The 17,299-nt window shown below is 70.2% G+C and carries 16 protein-coding genes; 4 read left to right on the plus strand and 12 right to left on the minus strand.

Annotation, left to right across the window (positions count from 1 at the left end; all coding sequences use genetic code 11):
* Positions 1-423: 423 nt before the first annotated feature.
* The 5 genes from BJY22_RS30085 to priA are packed head-to-tail and all read right to left on the minus strand — an operon-like array spanning position 424 to position 7,207.
* The gene (locus BJY22_RS30085) at positions 424-1,356 is read right to left on the minus strand and encodes a lysophospholipid acyltransferase family protein (RefSeq protein WP_167213348.1); all 933 of its coding nucleotides are present in this window, start codon (positions 1,354-1,356) and stop codon (positions 424-426) included.
* Positions 1,356-2,936, minus strand: a complete 1,581-nt coding sequence (gene larAH, locus BJY22_RS30090) for an NPN-dependent hydroxyacid isomerase, LarAH14/15/16 family (RefSeq protein WP_167213350.1) — start codon at positions 2,934-2,936, stop codon at positions 1,356-1,358. The genes BJY22_RS30085 and larAH overlap by 1 nt, the downstream gene beginning before the upstream one ends.
* 34 nt (positions 2,937-2,970) lie before the next feature.
* Positions 2,971-4,170: a zinc-dependent alcohol dehydrogenase gene (locus BJY22_RS30095; protein ID WP_167213353.1), complete on the minus strand. Its 1,200-nt coding sequence runs from the start codon at positions 4,168-4,170 to the stop codon at positions 2,971-2,973.
* On the minus strand, positions 4,167-6,473 hold the full coding sequence (locus BJY22_RS30100; RefSeq protein ID WP_167213356.1) for an HAD-IB family hydrolase: 2,307 nt from the start codon (positions 6,471-6,473) through the stop codon (positions 4,167-4,169). The genes BJY22_RS30095 and BJY22_RS30100 overlap by 4 nt, the downstream gene beginning before the upstream one ends.
* Positions 6,470-7,207, minus strand: coding sequence for a bifunctional 1-(5-phosphoribosyl)-5-((5-phosphoribosylamino)methylideneamino)imidazole-4-carboxamide isomerase/phosphoribosylanthranilate isomerase PriA (gene priA / locus BJY22_RS30105; protein WP_167213359.1), 738 nt, complete (start codon positions 7,205-7,207; stop codon positions 6,470-6,472). The genes BJY22_RS30100 and priA overlap by 4 nt, the downstream gene beginning before the upstream one ends.
* Before the next feature lie 121 nt (positions 7,208-7,328).
* Between priA and BJY22_RS30110 the strand changes: the two genes are divergently transcribed.
* On the plus strand, positions 7,329-8,450 hold the full coding sequence (locus BJY22_RS30110; RefSeq protein WP_167213362.1) for a cytochrome P450: 1,122 nt from the start codon (positions 7,329-7,331) through the stop codon (positions 8,448-8,450).
* Here the strand turns inward: BJY22_RS30110 and BJY22_RS30115 are convergent.
* Both BJY22_RS30115 and BJY22_RS30120 read right to left on the minus strand, forming a co-directional pair.
* Positions 8,434-9,192: a class I SAM-dependent methyltransferase gene (locus BJY22_RS30115; protein ID WP_167213366.1), complete on the minus strand. Its 759-nt coding sequence runs from the start codon at positions 9,190-9,192 to the stop codon at positions 8,434-8,436. The two genes, BJY22_RS30110 and BJY22_RS30115, sit on opposite strands and share 17 nt — an antisense overlap.
* Before the next feature lie 26 nt (positions 9,193-9,218).
* Complete coding sequence (locus BJY22_RS30120; RefSeq protein ID WP_167213369.1) at positions 9,219-9,551, minus strand: hypothetical protein; 333 nt, start codon at positions 9,549-9,551, stop codon at positions 9,219-9,221.
* A 53-nt stretch (positions 9,552-9,604) separates the two neighbouring features.
* Between BJY22_RS30120 and BJY22_RS30125 the strand changes: the two genes are divergently transcribed.
* The gene (locus tag BJY22_RS30125) at positions 9,605-10,141 is read left to right on the plus strand and encodes a MerR family transcriptional regulator (protein WP_202891321.1); all 537 of its coding nucleotides are present in this window, start codon (positions 9,605-9,607) and stop codon (positions 10,139-10,141) included.
* A gap of 34 nt (positions 10,142-10,175) precedes the next feature.
* On the opposite strand, the gene BJY22_RS30130 is transcribed toward BJY22_RS30125, so the two are convergent.
* The gene (locus tag BJY22_RS30130; RefSeq protein ID WP_167213372.1) at positions 10,176-10,952 is read right to left on the minus strand and encodes a TSUP family transporter; all 777 of its coding nucleotides are present in this window, start codon (positions 10,950-10,952) and stop codon (positions 10,176-10,178) included.
* A 90-nt stretch (positions 10,953-11,042) separates the two neighbouring features.
* Here BJY22_RS30130 and BJY22_RS30135 point away from each other — a divergent pair, with 90 nt between their 5' ends.
* Positions 11,043-11,432 (plus strand): YciI family protein, encoded by a 390-nt coding sequence (locus BJY22_RS30135; protein ID WP_167213375.1) that lies wholly within the window; start codon positions 11,043-11,045, stop codon positions 11,430-11,432.
* The gene (locus BJY22_RS30140; RefSeq protein ID WP_167213378.1) at positions 11,429-12,664 is read left to right on the plus strand and encodes a DUF6596 domain-containing protein; all 1,236 of its coding nucleotides are present in this window, start codon (positions 11,429-11,431) and stop codon (positions 12,662-12,664) included. The genes BJY22_RS30135 and BJY22_RS30140 overlap by 4 nt, the downstream gene beginning before the upstream one ends.
* Here BJY22_RS30140 and BJY22_RS30145 read toward each other — a convergent pair.
* The 4 genes from BJY22_RS30145 to BJY22_RS30160 form a co-directional block, all read right to left on the minus strand.
* Positions 12,628-14,022: an FAD-binding oxidoreductase gene (locus tag BJY22_RS30145; protein ID WP_167213380.1), complete on the minus strand. Its 1,395-nt coding sequence runs from the start codon at positions 14,020-14,022 to the stop codon at positions 12,628-12,630. The genes BJY22_RS30140 and BJY22_RS30145 overlap by 37 nt on opposite strands.
* A gap of 193 nt (positions 14,023-14,215) precedes the next feature.
* On the minus strand, positions 14,216-15,979 hold the full coding sequence (locus tag BJY22_RS30150; RefSeq protein ID WP_167213383.1) for a proline--tRNA ligase: 1,764 nt from the start codon (positions 15,977-15,979) through the stop codon (positions 14,216-14,218).
* Between the two features lie 93 nt (positions 15,980-16,072).
* Complete coding sequence (locus tag BJY22_RS30155) at positions 16,073-16,438, minus strand: DoxX family protein (RefSeq protein WP_167213386.1); 366 nt, start codon at positions 16,436-16,438, stop codon at positions 16,073-16,075.
* Positions 16,439-16,448: 10 nt separating this feature from the next.
* Positions 16,449-17,273, minus strand: a complete 825-nt coding sequence (locus BJY22_RS30160; protein WP_167213389.1) for a GNAT family N-acetyltransferase — start codon at positions 17,271-17,273, stop codon at positions 16,449-16,451.
* Between the last annotated feature and the right edge of the window lie 26 nt (positions 17,274-17,299).

Here is a 17,299-nt window from a genome sequence, read left to right on the forward strand (position 1 = left end):
TGGAGACAAGCCATTACCTGTCTCCAGTCCCCACGAGGTGTCGCAGATCGCCGACCCATCGCCCGCACCACACCCCCGTGCGCGGCGCGCCACTTCCGGCGACCATCCACGTACACGTCGTCGCCGACTCACCGGGCGGGACGCGACCCCGTGTACTCGCCACCACCTGCGTACGCACTACGCCCGGGGCCGAGTGAGCGGGACACCACCTCGCGAGCAGAGCTCCGACAAGTTGTGCGCGCTACAGCGGGTCAGCCGGGCAGCGGGGCATGACATCCGCCTGACCACTGCACACCACTGCGTAGCACGCCGGGGGCGGGTGGGCGGGACATCAGCCCCACTCACCGGCAACCACCTTTCCCGCGAACCAACGTCCGGGGTGGGTCGGCGGGACGGCACCTGTAGTTGTCCCGCCGACGGTTGTTACTTCCAGGCGCGGCGGCGGTTGTCGGTGGATCTCATGGGGCGGGTGGACTCCCAGACGCGGCGCCAGCGGGCGGCTTCGGGGCCGGTCTGGGACGGCGAGGCGCCGATCGCGGCGCGCCGGCGGGACTCGTACCAGGTGGTCGACTCCTCGTCGAGCAGTGCCGAGACCGCGGCGGCGATCCGGGGCGCGAAGTCGCGGGCGCTCTCACCTTCGGCGGGTCGCAGCGGGTCGCCGTACCGGACGTGCACCGCGGGGCGGCCGGGGATCGGCCAGCCGCGGCCGCGGGGCATCGCGGCGAACGAACCCTTGATGCCGACCGGGATCACCGGGACGTCGTGTTCGACGGCGAGGTACGCCGCGCCCATCCGGAACCGCTGCACCCAGCCGTCCGGCGAGCGCGTCCCTTCCGGGAACACCACGACGTTCCACCCGTCGGCGAGCAGGTCGCCGGGTGTGGAACTCATCTTGCCGCCGCGGCGCTCGATCGGGAACGTGTTGAACACGATCGCCGACCCGGCCGCCCGCCACCACGTGTCGAAGAAGTAGTCGGCGGCCGCCGCGAACGCCGTCCGCCGGCGCATCGCGTCCGGCAGCGACAGCAGCAGCAACGGGGTGTCGAGGTGCGACGAGTGGTTCGCCACGATGAGCGCCGGCCCATCGAGCTTGAGCAGCGAGTCCAGGCCGCTGACCCGCGGGCTGACCTCGAAGTTCAGGACGGCGTTCAGCGGGCCCTTCTGGATCAGGTCGCGGACCGCGATCGCGGCCGGCGTCCGGGCCCACTTGGTCGGGAAGACCGTGGTCTCCTTGGGGATCACGTACGGCTCGGCGGACCGCGGCACCTGCGCGCGCCGGCCCCAGCGCCAGCCGCGCGCGACCTGCTTCACGTCGCGCACGGTCTCGCGGCCGAACTTCACCACGCTGTTGCCCATCAGCGCACGTCCGCGATCAGGTGCGGCGGGTTGTGCAGGTACGTGATCGACGGCGACCGGCCGACCGAGTGGCTGACCATCTCGAGCGCGTCCTGCAGCGTCGACGCGGACCGGAAGCCCATCCGCTCGACGGTCTTGCGGTTCGCGCCGACCCAGACGACGTCACCGCAGTGGTCGAGGCAGTGGCTGATCCAGTACCACATGTAGAACGGGTGCACGCCGTGGTACGCGTACGACGTCCGGTACAGGTGGATGTACCACGGGTCCTCGGCGTACTGCTTCTCGAACTTCGCCTCGATCGTCGCGGGATCGGTGCTCTCGGCAAGCACTTCCTCGAAGAAGTCGACGTACGACGGGTGGTGCAGCTGGCTGAACTCGTACGGCACCGGGTGGTAGAGGATCAGCGCGCCGTCCTTACGGACGATCGGGTTCCCCCGGTAGGAGTTGAAGTGGTAGCCCATCCCCATGCACGCGGCGAGGATCGGGTTCATCACCGAGTTCACGTTGTACGGGCCGAGATACGGTACGCCGATGACGCCGACGTCGGCCTGCCCCTGGACCTCGACGAGGTGCTGGCGGTGCACCATCTCGAGCGTCTTCTCGTGCACCGGCTCGATCGCGCCCGCGTTCACGCCGGTCAGCCCGTAGTTCGCGCGGACGTCGGTGAAGATCTTGTGCCGCACCTTGGCCGGCGCGGCGGCGAGCGCCCGCTTGGTGCCGAGCATCGAGGCCTGGTCCTTGAGCGACCACTCCCACTCGCGCTTCTGCAGGAACTCGATCGGCCCGCCGAAGATGTCGTTGCTCAGCGTGGTCTCGATCTGGAAGACCTTGACATGCTCGGTCAGCACCTCACCCATCCGCCAGGCGGAGTGGTGCATCTTCGACGCCTTGTGGTCCATGAACGACCGCGAGTGGATCATCGTCTGGCTGTTGTGGTGGTGCTTCAGCGACTTGTACGACGCCAGGCCGATCGAGGTGGACTTGTGGCCACCGTCCATCGCCACCAGGTTCACGTTCACGTAGACGAGCAGGTCGGACTCGGCCGCCCGCTTGGAGATCTCGACGTCCTCGCCGTGCCGGGTCTGGCCCAGGTGGGTGAGGTTGTCGCGGTCCTCGGCGTCGAAGTTGTACAGCTTGCCGTCGGGGAAGAACGACCGGAAGACGCGCTCGCCGACGATGTCGCGCAGCTCGTTCGGGGTCAGCCGGCGGTGCAGCGCGTTCGCCGAGATCAGCTCGACGTCGTCGACACCGGCCTGCGCGGCCAGCTCCAGCACCGCCTCGATGACGCGCTGCCGGATGTCCGGCTTCTTCATCGGGGGCAGCGGCAGCGAGATGTCGTCGAACGCGATCGTCAGCCGCATCCCGGGGCGCAGCAGCTCCGGCAGCGGCTCGGACTCGATCGGGTTCAGCAGCGCGTTCTGGATCGCCTCGTCGACGTCGCGGACCGCGGGCAGCGCCTCCGGCGGGTACACCACCCGGGTGCCGAGCGGGAAGCGCTCCAGCAGGAACCCCTCGCCGTTGTGCACGATCAGCGGCGGCGTCCGGTCGTCCACCTCAAGCACGAAACCTGGCCGAGCCATTGTCAGAACCTCTCTCGTCGTACGTTCAGCGCCCTCATGAGGCCCTCACATCGAATGCGACCTTGACCGTGCCGAGTCGGCCGGCCGAATGCGCGTGGTCCAAAGCCTCGCGCCAGCGGTACAGCGGATAGCGGGCCCCGACGATCCCGTCCAGCGGGGCCCGGCCGGCGAGTTCCAGCGCGGTCTCGAACGCCGGGCGGCCGTTCGGTTCCTCCCGCGCGGAGGCGTACGTGCCGGTGACCTCGAGCTCGCGGAACCACACCGGCGACAGGTCCGCGCCGCTGGCAGGCATCCCGGACAGCACCACGCGACCGCCGGCCTTGGTCACCCGCAGCACGGTGTCGATCGAGTTCTTGCTGCCGACCGCGTCGACCGCGACGTCCACACCGCCGAGCAGGAACTCGCCTCCGCTGAAGTCCTGCTTCAGGCGGAACGCTCCGGTCGACCGGCGTACGCCGCGGAACACCTCGTCCGGAGCGACCACGTCACTGGCGCCGAACGCCCGTGCGAGTTCACGCTGCTTCGCGTGCTTGGCCACCACCGTGATCCGCCCGGCCTGCGTCAGCTCACGCAGCGCGAGCGTCGTGAACAGCCCGACCGCGCCGGCACCGCTGACGAGCACCGACTGCCCCGGCTGGACCTTGGCCCGCAGCGCGGCGTGCACCGCGCCCGCCAGCGGTTCCACGAGCACGGCCCGCTCGTCGGACATTCCGTCCGGTACGGCGTACAGCTGGCTGCGATGTGCGACCACCAGGTTGCCCCAGCCACCGCCGGTGTCCCGGCAGAAACCGGTCTGCAGACCCGGCGCCACGTGACCGACCGTGATCCGGTCGCAGCGGTTGGTGTTGCCCGAAACGCAGCCCTCACAGGGCTCGACGCCGCGGGCCGCGCAGGTCAGGACGCTGTCCATCACCACGCGGGTGCCCTTGGGCAGGTCCTCGCAGTCGTCGAGCAGCTCGCCGACGATCTCGTGACCGGGGACGAACGGCATCGACACGACCGCGGAGAAGTACAGCTTGGTCGAGCCGGTCACCATGCCGAGGTCCGAGCCGCAGATGCCGGACAGGATCGGGCGGATCCGCGCCCAGCCCTCCCGCTCGGCCTTGGGCTCGTTGATGGTGACGAGGCGCAGCGGCGCGGCCGGCCCGGTCAGGACGCCGGGGATGCGGCCGCCGACCGCCTTGGCCGCCAGGTACTTCGCCGGCGACCGGTACATCTCGAGAGCGAGCATCATCGGGCCAGACCTCCAGAACGCTGTACCCCTGGCAGCTCCAGACGGGACGAGGTGGACGGGGTCTTCCAGTCGACGATCTGCCAGCGTGAAGCCCGGGCGGCCCGGAAGAGCGACACGTCCGGCGAGACCGCGACCGGGTTGCCGACCACAGACAGCATCGGAAGGTCCGAGTGGCTGTCGGCGTAGGCGTACGACTTGGACAGGTCGATGTTGGTCTGCCGCGCGTGGTGCTTGATCCACGCGGCCCGCGACTCACCGACCAGCGGCGGACCGGACAGGAACCCGGTGCAGCGCCCGCGGTCGTCGACCGCCAGCTCAGCCGCGACGATCTCGTCGAACAGCGGCTCGAGCGGCCGGGTCAGCGGCCGGACCGCGCCGGTGATCAGGATCGTCTTGTGCCCGGCGGCGCGGTGCTCGCGGATCCGCCGGACGGCGGCGCCGCTGAGCCGCTCCAGCACGTGCTCGGCGAGGATCTCGTCGACGATCTGGTTCAGCTCCTCCAGGTCCGCGCCGGCGTACCGGCGGTAGATCGTGCGGAGGAACGTGCCGCGGTCCTTGCGCTCGGCAGCGATCAGCTTCGGCAACTTGCGCAGCATCGCGCCGATCTCGCCGACCCGCTGGTGGCTGTCCAGCTCGGGCAGCCTCATCCACAGGTAGGTCTCGATCACGTTCGACGACAGCAGCGTGCCGTCCATGTCGAACGCGGCGATCACCTGGCTGTCCGCGTGCGGCTCGACCTTCTTGAGCACACCCGCCGACTCGGCGAGCGCCTTGTTGCGCTTCTTCCGGACGACGTCCAGGCGGCGCATCGACTCGGTGACGCTCGGGCAGTGCAACTCCTGCAGGTAGTACTGCCAGTCGACGACCGAGGTGTCGCAGGCGAACTTCTCCTTGTCGTCTCCCTCGAGCGCGTTGTGCAGGGCGAGGACGTTGTCGTCGACGAACTGCAGTTCGGCCTGGGCGTACTCGGAGTACAGGTCCATGTAGCGCCGCAGGAAGTCCAGCCGGCGCTTCTGGACGTCGAGCTCGCGGGCGTACTTCCGGGTCTTCTCGCCCCGCGGGACGTGCGTGATGATCGTGTCGGCGATCTTGTGCGCGCGTTCGCCGTACCGCAGCATCGTCTCGACCGAGTCGCCGCCGGGGAACTTCCAGACCGGCAGCCGTACGGCGCCGCGCTCGCCGAGGTCGAACGGGTGCTTGGAGAAGTACTCGCGGACGCCGGCGTACAGCTGCTCGAAGGTCAGCGGGTTCCGGGCGCCGGAGCCGATGTGGTAGTACTCCGGCTTGTTCAGTTCGGGCTCGGTCCCCATCACCGCGCAGATCGCGCCGACCACGTGGTCGACCGGGATGATCTCGATGACGGAGTCCGGACTCGCGGGGAACTCCGGCAGCTCGCCGCGGCCGTAGGCCAGGATCAGCGGCTCGGCCATCTTGAAGCCCTCGATCCAGCCCGGGTGCGGGCTCTGCACCGCGGACTCGATGATCGCCGGCCGGACGATCGACGTCGGCAGCGTGCCCGCGAACTCCTCGACGACCCGCTCACCGAGTGCCTTGGTGAACGTGTAGCAGTCGGTCCAGCCGAGGCTGCGGGCGCGCTCGGTGCCGGTCTCGACGAGCCGCTTCGCGACCCATTCGTTCCGCCGCCGCTCGGTGTCCGCCGCGGCCGTCAGGTGACCGGCGCGGCGGTGCAGCTTCTCGGCCTCCTTGCGGAACTTCGCCAGCATCGGCGCGGACCGGGACTGCTCCTCGATCCGGGCCTTCATCGCCATCCCGGCCTCGGCCTCGGTCCGCCAGTCGACGAAATGGTCGACCGGCGCCTCCGGGATCGCGCCGCGCCGGCGGCCGGCCGTGTACGCCGTCGAGATGTGCACGTAGTGCACCGGCCGGCCCGTCTCCACGATCCGCTCGAGCAGGCTCTTGGTGCCGAGCACGTTGGTCGTGAACGCCTCGTGGATCGGCGGGTCGAAGCTCACGTCACCGGCGCAGTGCACGACGATGTCGAGATCCTTGGGGAGCTCGGGTACGTCGGACAGGTCGCCCTCGATCACCTGGACCCGGGCCGCGGTCAGCGCCTCCGCGTCGGCGTACGGCGTGCCCTCGCCGTAGAACGGCTTGAAGATGTCCTTCCGCAGCAGCTGCGCCATCCGGTCCACACCGGTGAGCGAGCCCTTCGGCCGGATGATCGCGGCCACCGTGGTGCCGGGCAGCTCGCCGATGATCCGGTGCAGCAGCGCCTCACCGACGAAACCGGTGACACCGGTGACCAGGACCTTCTTGTCCTTGAGCTTGTCGGCCAGCCTCACTTGTCGCCTCCACGCGTGAGCTCGAGTGCCTCGGTCAGGGTGAACGCGCCGGCGTACAGGGCCTTGCCGACGATGACGCCCTCGACGCCGTCCTCGACCAGCGTGCTCAGGGCGCGCAGGTCGTCGAGGCTGGAGACGCCGCCGGACGCGATGATCGGCTTGTCGGTGCGCGCACACAGATCGCGGTACAGGTCCAGGTTCGGGCCCTGCAGCATGCCGTCCTTGGTGACGTCGGTGACGACGTACCGCTCGCAGCCGGCCGCCTCGAGCCGCTCGAGCACCTCGTACAGGTCGCCGCCTTCCTTGGTCCAGCCGCGGGCGGCCAGCGTGCGGCCGCGGACGTCCAGACCGATCGCGACGCGGTCGCCGTACTGCTGGATGATCCGGTCGCACCACTGCGGGTCCTCGAGGGCGGCGGTGCCGATGTTCACCCGGCGCGCGCCGGTCGCCAGCGCGGCTTCCAGGGAGTCGTCGTCGCGGATGCCGCCGGACAGCTCGACCTGTACGTCGAGCTTGCCGGTCACGTCGGCGAGCAGCTCACGGTTGCTGCCGCGACCGAACGCCGCGTCCAGGTCGACGAGGTGGATCCACTCCGCGCCGGCCTCCTGCCAGGCCATCGCCGCGGCCAGCGGATCGCCGTACGACGTCTCGCTCCCGGCCTCGCCCTGCACCAGCCGGACCGCCTGCCCGTCCGCCACGTCGACGGCAGGCAGCAGCACCAGGTTCTCAGACATGGGCCACACCCTAGAGGGCGAGAGTTCAGGATCCGTAACCCGGAGGGCTCCTGAGTCGTTCATATCCGATCTGTCTCAGCAATACCAGTCTAGCCAGTGGTCTTAAGCCTAGGCTGTCGGGGTGGCGACCGTCGAAGAACTCGAGAACGATCCGCATCCGACGCTGGCGGCGATCCGTCCGGTCGGGTGGATCGAGGCCCTCAATACCTGGTTCGTCACCGGCCGAGGGCTCGCGCTGGAGGTACTGCGTGATCCGGAGACGTTCACGGTCGACGATCCGCGGTTCTCGACCGCGCAGGTCGTCGGTCCGTCGATGCTCTCGCTCGATGGTGCGCGGCACAAGGCGCACAGAGAACCGTTCGACGCACCGTTCGGTCTGGCGGAAACCCGGCGCCGCTTCACCGAACCCGTCCAGCAAACGGTCGGCGAGTTGATGACGGCGCTGCAAGGTCCGCAGCGGGAGGCCGACCTGCGGACGGCGCTGGCCGGGCCTTTGTCCGTGGCCGTGGTGGCGTACTCGCTCGGTCTGCCGCCGGCCTCGGCCTCGACGGTGCTGGACTGGTACACCGCGATCTCGGATTCCGTGTCCGGCGTGTCCGCGGGCCGTCCGGTCACGGACGCCGGTGCGGACGCCTTCGCCGAACTGCACAAACACGTTGCTGCAGGCATCGACTCCGCCGACTCCCTGCTGGCCGCGGCGGCGCACACGGGGCTCGGCGTCGACGAGATCGTCGCGAACGCCGCCGTCCTGATGTTCGGCGGGATCGAGACCACCGAGGGCATGATCACCAACGCCCTGTGGCACCTGCTCACCCACCGCGACCAACTCGACCTCGTGCTGGCCGACCCGTCGCTGCTGCCGAACGCGATGGAGGAGTCGCTCCGCCTCGAGCCGGCCGCCGCTGTCGTGGACCGCTACGCCACCCGCGACGTCGACCTCGCCGGCACACAGATCCGCCGCGGCGACATGGTCACCGTCTCCCTCGCGGGCGCGGGCCGTGATCCCGCGGTCTTCGAGTCCCCCGACACGTTCGACGTACGGCGACCCAATGCCCGCCGCCATCTCGCGTTCGCCAGCGGACCGCACATCTGCCTCGGCATGCACCTGACGCGTCTCGAAACGCTGACCGCACTGGAGGCGGTCCTCGACCTCCCCGGCCTGCGGCTGGCGCCGGACTCCCCTCCACCGCGCGGGCTGGTCTTCCGCAAGCCAGCGGCGCTCCGCGTCACCTGGGACGCGTGAGCACCAGCACCGTCGCGGAGTGCACCGGCATCACCCGGTCGGGATCCCGCTCCGCATCCTCGGCGAGCCGCGCGAACCCCGGCTCGACCTCGTCGGCCGACAGGTGCTCGAACGTCGACAGCGCCCGCAGCCGCAGCCGCTCGTAGCTCTCCCGCAGCGTGCGCGCATCTTCGCCGGTGATCCGTACGACGTCCGCGCCCGGCACGAGGCCCGCCTGCGTCGCGAGCGCCCTCGTCTCGTCCACGGAGCGGTACATCGCCGCGTCGACGGCTCGCGCGGCCGGGAAGTACTCGTACCAGAACAGCTCCGGCATCAGGTCCGAGAACTGCGTGCGCAGCAAAGCCACTCCCCCGGGCCGCAACACCCGGCGCACCTCACGTAGTCCCTGCAACGGGTCCCGGAAATGGTGGAACGACAAGAACATCAGCACCGCGTCAACCGATGCCTCCGGCAACGGAATGTCCTCGGCACTGCCCTTCACGTACGTCACGCCCGGATGCGGCGCCTCCTCCGCCGCCGCTCGCATCCGGTCCGACGGCTCCACGCCGTACACCCGCCCCTGGAACTCCGCGGCCAACCCCGGCGTGAACCGACCGGTACCACTCCCCAGATCGAGCACGTCCAGCGGACGCCGTTCCGGCAGGTACGTCGCGAACGCCGCAACCCAGCGCCGAACCTCGGCCGCCGAAATCACCCGCCCCGCGCTGTACACAGCCCCGATCCGCCCGTTGTAGTCGACCATGCCTCGACCCTACGAGAGACCGGAAACTACCGCAGCGGCGCCGGACGGGTCTCGCGGAGGGCGACAGAGATGCCGGCCAGGCAGCCGACGACAGCCGAGGCGAGCGCCCAACTGACGGCACCGTCGTCCACCGACGCGGCGAACGCGACAGTGAACACCCCCAGCCCCACACCGAAGCCGGTCGCCAGCGCCATCAGCCCCAGCCGTCCGGACGGGAGCACCGCGGCGACGGCCAGCAGGGCGACCACCAGAAGATCTGCCACCACGAACTCCGGTGGATGATCACCAACCACCAGCAGCAGCGCGGTCACGGCCGCGACCATCAGCGCACCAGCCCGAAGCACCACGTACGTCCGCATGCGATCGAGCCTATCGATAGTGCTACTATCGATCAAGAGCCGGAGGGAATCAGGTGCAGATCAACGAGCTGGCCGAGCGGTCCGGGATCCCGGTCGCGACCATCAAGTACTACGTCCGCGAAGGGCTGCTGCCCGGCGGCAACCGGACCGGCTACAACCGGGTCGCCTACGACGAGTCGCACCTGCACCGCCTTCGCCTCGTGCGCACGCTCGTGGAGGTCGGCCGACTGCCGATCGCAACTGCCAAGGAGGTCGTCGCGGCGGTGCACGATCCCTCGCCGTCGGTGCACAGCTCCCTCGGCGTGACTCAACGCGCCGTCGCGGAGGGCTCGGTCGCCGACGTCCTCGAGGTCGCCGACGCGCTCGGCCATGCCGACCTGGCGGAACTGCTCACCGCCTACCACAAGGCGGCCGAGCAGCTTGCCGCGCTCGAGATCCAATGGCTGGCGAAGGCATCCGGCAACCTCGATCAACTCGCCGAGCGGGCCGTCGTCGGCACCGTCCTCGGCGACGCCCTCCTTGCCGCGACCCGCCGCGAGGCACAGCGGAACGCATCCCGCGCCGCGTTCGGGCCGGACCCACAAGACTGACGAGATCCAGAGCGCGGCGACGACCAGCAGATGATCAGCCCGCGAAGACGTCGTACGCGAGCCGCAGGATCAGGGCGGACACGACCACCAGGAAGATGATCCGGACGAAGCGGCTGCCGCGGGCGACGGCGGTGCGGGCGCCGAGGAGGCCGCCGAGCATGTTGGCGGCGCCCATGATCAGGCCGAGGCGCCACAGCGGCGCGCCGCTCAGCGCGAACACGGCGATCGCGCCGAGGTTCGTGGCCACGTTGGCGATCTTCGCCTTCGCGCTGGCCTGCAGGAAGTTGTACCCGAGCAGGCCGACCAGCGCGAAGATCAGGAACGACCCGGTCCCCGGTCCGACCGCGCCGTCGTAGAAGCCGATCAGGACGCCGACCCCGCTCGCCGCGAGGTAGTGGTCCCGGCCGTCGAACCGCAGCGCGGTGCGGGCGCCGAGGGACGGCTTCATCGCGGTGTAGATCGCGACGGCCACGAGCAGCACCAGCACGATCGGTTTGAACCAGGACATCGGGATCCTGGTCGCCACCAGCGCCCCGGCCGCGGCCCCCAGTCCGGCGAGGATCGCCAGCGGGAGCACGGTCTTACGGTCCGGTCGCATCTTGACACCGAACGTGACCGCGCTGGTCGCCGTACCGAACAACGACGAGATCTTGTTCGTCGACAGGATCTGCGCCGGCGACGCGTTCGGCAGTCCGAGCAGCATCGCGGGCAGCTGCAGCAGTCCCCCGCCGCCGACCACGGCATCGATCCACCCGGCCGCGAAGGCCGCGATCACCAGGAACAGCAACGTCAGCAACGAAACATCAGGCACAGACCCTGATGATCAGGTAAGGCCGTAGTACCGCTCAACCTTTACACCGGCCGGTGAGAGGTATGCCACCCGATCCGGGAGAATGGCCGGGTGAAGTTCCTACTGCTGATCCACAACAACGTCGAGGCGCTCAAAGGGTTCACCGAGGACCAGCTGACCGAGATGTCGGGCGGGCGCGAGCACGTCGCCGCGACCGCGCGTGAGCTGCTGAAGACCGGCGAGCTGGTGTCGGTCCTCGGGCTGGACGAGCCCGGCGAGTCGAAAGACGTCCAGCTGGTCGCCGGTACGCCGGTGATCTCCGACCGCCCGTTCCTGGAGACCAAGGAGTATCTGGCCGGCGCGATGGTGCTGGACTGCGAGTCGGTCGAGCGGGCCCTCGCGATCGCCGCGCGGATCCCGCTGGCGCAGTTCCGCCGCGTCGAGCTCCGCGAGATCCGCTTCGACCAGTCCGACTTCCTGGCCGAGCTCGACGACCTGTGACAGCGCCGACGCCCGAGCTCGAGGCCGCGATCCGGGCGGCGGCGCCGCGGGCGCTGGCGGCGCTGGTCCGGCGGTACGACGTGTTCGACCAGTGCGAGGACGCGGTCCAGGAGGCGCTGCTCGACGCGTTCGTGCAGTGGCGTGCGAACGGCGTACCCGAGCAACCGGTCGGTTGGCTGGTCAGCGTCGCGGCGCGGCGGATGGTGGACGGCTGGCGGCGGGAGAACGCGCGCCGGCGACGCGAGCTGAACGACTTCCTGCGGGCGCCGTCGGACGAGTTCGACCCCGACGACTACCGCGAGGACACCGACGACACCATCCGGCTCCTCGTGCTCTGCTGCCATCCGGCGCTGACCCCGGCGTCACAGATCGCGCTGACGCTGCGCTCGGTGGGCGGACTGACCACGGCCGAGGTGGCGGCAGCGCTGCTGGTCGGCGAGAGCACCGTCGCACAACGGATCAGCCGCGCGAAACGGCTGATCCAGGACGCCGGCGCCCGCTTCGAGCTACCGACGGCCGAGGAGTACGACGTACGGCTGCGCGCCGTGCTGCACGTGCTCTACCTGATCTTCAACGAAGGGCACACCGCCAGCGCCGGCGACGAACTGCAGCGGGTGGACCTCGCCGAGGAGGCCCTGCGGATCACGCGACTGCTCCGGCACGCGGTCGGCGGATCGGGTGAGGTCACCGGGCTGCTGGCGTTGATGATGCTCACGCACGCCCGCCGGGACGCGCGGACCGGACCGGGCGGCAACCTGATCCCGGCCGATCGGCAGGACCGCTCCCGCTGGTACGCCGACGAGATCGCCGAAGGCACCCGCCTCGTCGAGGAGGCGCTGCGCTCCGGCGCCGTCGGGCCGTACCAGCTGGAGGCGGCGATCGCGGCGGTGCACAGCGAGGCCGACTCGGTCGAGACCACCGACTGGGAACAGGTCGCCGGTCTCTACAAGCTTCTCGAGCGGGTCGACCCGAGTCCGATGGTGACCCTCGGCGCGGCCGTGGCCGTCGCGATGACCCAGGGCCCGGACGCCGGCATCGCGATCGTCGAACGGCTGGCCGACGACCGGTACCTCGGCGATCACCATCGCCGGCTGTCGGTCCTCGCCCACCTCCACGAACTCGCCGGCCGTCCGGACCTGGCCCGCGAGCACTATGTCGCGGCTCTCGACCGCACCAGGAACACCGCCGAACAGAACTACCTGCGCGACCGCATCGCCCACCTCATCAGGTGACGGCGTCCGCCGGTCCACTCGGGCCGCGGCGGGACGGTCAGCGCGCTCCGGAACACGTGCCCCGGGTCGACCGACTGCTTGAGCGCCGCCAGCCGCTTGCGGTGTGACGCCGGGTAGCAGACGTCGAGGTCGGCGTCCGTCGGGTCGGACAGGAAGTTCAGGTAGGCGCCGTCCGGCTTCAGGGACCGCCAGAGGTTGTCGAACGCCTTGGGCTGCTTGCCCTGCTGCTCCGGCGACCCCATCAGCACCGAGTTGACCATGAACCGCGCGTCGCGGTGCGCGAACGCGGTCCCGTCGGCCGGCATCGCGCCGAACGCACCGCCGAGGGCGCGGATCTCGACCGCGAGCCCCGGGATGCGCGGCCGGGCGTCGAGCAGGCGGCCGGCGACGTCGGTCGACCACTCGTCGAAGAAGCCGTTGCGGATCCGCGGGCGCCAGTCGGCCGGCATGGACATGTCCGAGAACACCTCGGCGTACGGGACCTCGGCGACCTTCTCGGTGAGCAGCGAGCCCAGGTGCCGCAGCGGTTCGATGATCGCGTCGCGGCGTTCGGCGTCGCCGGCCACGCACACCATCACGGCGACGGGGACCTGCCGGTCGGCCATCATCGTCGGCGCCAACTGCAAGGAAGAGGTGAGCTCCTCGGGCGCTTCCGCGAGGTACTCGGCCCAGCCGGCGAGGACCTGCTCCGCCTGCGTCCACGGGTACAGCAGGGTGCCGTAGTGAACTGTCGGCTGGTGGACGGCGGCGATGTCGTACGACGTGACGACGCCGAGACTGCCCGCGGCGCCGCGCAGTCCCCAGAACAACTCCGGCTCGCTCACCGCGTCGACCCGGCGTACCGCACCGTCCGCGGTCACGACCTCGGCCGAGACCACGTTGTCGATCGCCAGCCCGTGCTTGCGGACCATCCAGCCGATGCCGCCGCCGGCCATCAACCCGCCGACGCCGACACTCGCCGTGTCACCGGACGAGATCGCCAGACCGACCTTGGACAGCCGCCCGGCGACCTCTCCCCAGCTAGCTCCGGTCCCGACCCGTACGACGCCGTCCGGGAGCACCCGGACCTCGTCCATCGGCCGTACGTCGATCAGCACACCGCCGTCGGTCGTGCTGAACCCGGCCGCGTGGTGTCCGCCGCTGCGGACCGCGATCGGCAGGTCGAGCGTCTCGGCGTACGCCAACGCGGCGACCACGTCGCTCGCCCCCGCACACCGCACGATCACCTGCGGCCGGCCAGCGGCCATCATCACCCGTCCGGCGTCCGCGTAGCCCGGATCGCCGTCGACGAGCACCTCACCGGCGACGGCCTGACGCAGCCCGTCGATCCCCCGCCCAGCAACCACAGATTCCGTCATGCCAACTCCCTCAGTTCCCGGACGCCCCCTCAGGCGTCACACCCCGGGATCGGAGCGGACAGACGATCCTCGACATGCTCCGGGAGAAAATTTCCGCGGATCGCGTCGGTGGTCCGGCGGACCCGCGGACAGGGACCTCGGACATCTGAGCAGATGTCCGAGGTCCCGGAAGGGTGTCCTCGGGGCGGCGGGGTCAGCCGCGGACGGCGCTGACCAGGTGGTCGACGACGTCGGCGACCGGGACGTCGGCGCGCTCGCCGGAGCGCCGGTCCTTGACCTCGATCGTGCCGTCGGCGAGGCCCTTGCCGACGACGGCGATGGTCGGGATGCCGATCAGCTCGGCGTCCTTGAACTTCACGCCGGGCGAAACCTTCTCGCGGTCGTCGTAGATGACCGTCAGGCCGCGCGACTCGAGCTCCGCGGCGAGCGCGGCGGCCTTCTCGAACAGCTCCTTGTCCTTGCCGGTGGCAACCAGGTGGACGTCGGCCGGCGCGATCTCCCGCGGCCAGACCAGACCGAGCTCGTCGTGGTTGCCCTCCGCGATCGCCGCGACCGCGCGGGTGACGCCGACGCCGTACGACCCCATGGTGACCGTGACGAGCTTGCCGTTCTGGTCGAGGACCTTCAGGTCGAGCGCGTCGGCGTACTTGCGGCCGAGCTGGAAGATGTGGCCCATCTCGATGCCGCGCGCCGTCTCCAGCACACCGGATCCGTCCGGTGCCTCGTCGCCGTCGCGGACCTCGGCGGCCTGGATCGTGCCGTCCGCGGTGAAGTCCCGCCCGTACACCAGGTTGATCACGTGGAACCCGGACTTGTCCGCACCGGTCACCCACGCCGACCCCTCGGCCACCCGCGGGTCGAGCAGGTAGCGGATGCCGGAGGTGTTGTCCTTGCCCAGCACGCCCGGACCGATGTAGCCCTTGGCGAGCGACGGGAACTTCTCGAAGTCGCCCTCCTCGAACGCGGCGACCTCGGCCGGCTCCACCTGCGCACCGAGCCGCTTCTCGTCGATCGCGCGGTCACCGGGCAGGCCGATCGCCAGCGGTTCGCGGGTCCCGTCCGGGTGCACCAGCATCACGAGCACGTTCTTCAGCGTGTCCGCGGCGGTCCACTCGCGGCCGTCGGCGCGCGCGTGCTTCGCGTTCAGCGCATCCACCAGCGTCTCGATGGTCGGGGTGTCCGGCGTGTCCACGACCTCGGCGGCCGGTACGCCGGACGCGTCGACGGGCGCCGCCTGCGGCACCACGACCGCCTCGACGTTCGCGGCGTACCCGCCGGGTGAACGGACGAACGTGTCCTCACCGTTCTCCGCGATCGCCAGGAACTCCTCGGACCGCGAACCGCCCATCGCACCGGACATCGCCCGCACGATCACGTAGTCGAAGCCGAGCCGGTCGAAGATCTTGATGTAGGCCTCGCGATGCTTCTCGTACGACGCCGCAAGCCCGTCGTCGTCCACGTCGAACGAGTACGAGTCCTTCATCACGAACTCGCGCCCGCGCAGCACACCGGCCCGCGGCCGCGCCTCGTCGCGGTACTTGTTCTGGATCTGGTAGATCGACAGCGGGAGGTCCTTGTACGACGAGTACAGGTCCTTCACGACGAGCGTGAACATCTCCTCGTGCGTCGGGCCGAGGAGCATGTCGGCGCCCTTGCGGTCCTTCAGCCGGAAGATGTTCGGCCCGTACTCCGTCCAGCGGCCGCTGGCCTCGTAGGGCTCGCGGGGCAGCAGCGCCGGGAACACCAGCTCCTGCGCGCCGATCGCGTCCATCTCCTCGCGGACGATCCGCTCGACGTTGCGCAGCACCCGCAGGCCGAGCGGCAGCCAGGTGTAGATGCCGGGGGCGGCACGGCGGATGTACCCGGCACGGACGAGCAGCTTGTGGCTCGGGACCTCCGCGTCCGCCGGGTCCTCGCGAAGGGTGCGGAGGAACAACGACGACATGCGCAGAATCACGGGAGTCTCCAAGCGTGCAAAAAAGTCGGGAAATCAGGACGTCACCGAGGATATCCGTCCGGCGGACATCCTCTCACCACGTCGTCCACAGGGTCACTTCGGCTCGCGGGCGGCCTTGAGCGCCCAGCGGATCAGCGGCACCTGGAGCGGCAACCGTGCGTAGGCGATCGCTTGCGCCGTCCGCGATCCCTTCTTCCGCAGGTCGGCCGCCATCTGCACGTTCGCCGGGAAGACCGCGACCAGCAGCCCGGCGCTCGCCAGCCCGGCCAGCCGCCGCGTCCGCGGGTGCAGCAGCCCCGCCGCGCAGGCCAGCTCCGCCACGCCGGAGGCGTACACGAGCTCCTTCTTCCGCGGCAGCGCCTTCGGCACGATCGCCTCGAACGGCGCGGGTTTCACGAAGTGCAGTGTGCCCAGTACGCCGAACAGGACCGACAGCCCCTTGGTGCTTCGCGATGCCATGGGCCGGAGCTTAGAACAGGATCGTGGCGAAGGTCTCGACGGTGCGGAAGCCGACACGTTCGTACGCCGCCCGCGCCGGAAGGTTGAAGGCGTTCACATAAAGGGTCACGACCGGCGCGATCTGCCGGGCCAGCTCGACCACCGCCGCCATCCCGGGCGCGGCGAGCCCGCGGCCGCGGTACTCCGGATCCACCCACACGCCCTGGATCTGGCACACGCCGGTTCCGACCGAGCCGACCTCGGCCTTGAACACGACCCGCCCGTTCTCGATCCGCGCGAACGCGCGCCCAGCCCGGATCAGCTCCGCGACCCGGGACCGGTAGAACGTCCCGTCCGGCCCCGTCTGCGGCGGTACGCCGACCTCCTCGGTGTACATCGCCACGCAGGCCGGGTACAGGATCGGCAGCTCGACCGGCTCCACGGCGCGGACCAGCGGATCGGGCGCGATCAGCGGCGGCCCCTCGACCACCATGAACGGCTGGTCGTCGCGAACCTCACGCGCGGGACCCCAGTGCGGCTCGAGGATGTTCCACAGCTGCTCGACCGCGCGGGCCTGGCCGAGGATCTGGAAGCAGTTCCGTCCCCGGCGCAGCGCGTACGCCGCGAAAGCCCGCAGCGCCGCGTCGTCGGCACCGACCGGCACCATGTTCCCGCCCGCGTGACACAGGGCCTCCAGCGCGCCCTTGTCGACGTACCCCCAGACCTCGGCACCGCGCCGCGGGTCGAGTCCGGACGCCTGGACGAGGCTGTCCACGAACACGTTGACCACCGGATCGCGGGCGATGACCGCGCGCGCCGCCGCGAGGTCGCGAGGACCGAGAACCCGTACGCCCACGCGCAGAACCTAGCGGATCGGCGGTG

The organism is Kribbella shirazensis, assembly GCF_011761605.1.
Classification (GTDB): Bacteria; Actinomycetota; Actinomycetes; order Propionibacteriales; family Kribbellaceae; genus Kribbella; species Kribbella shirazensis.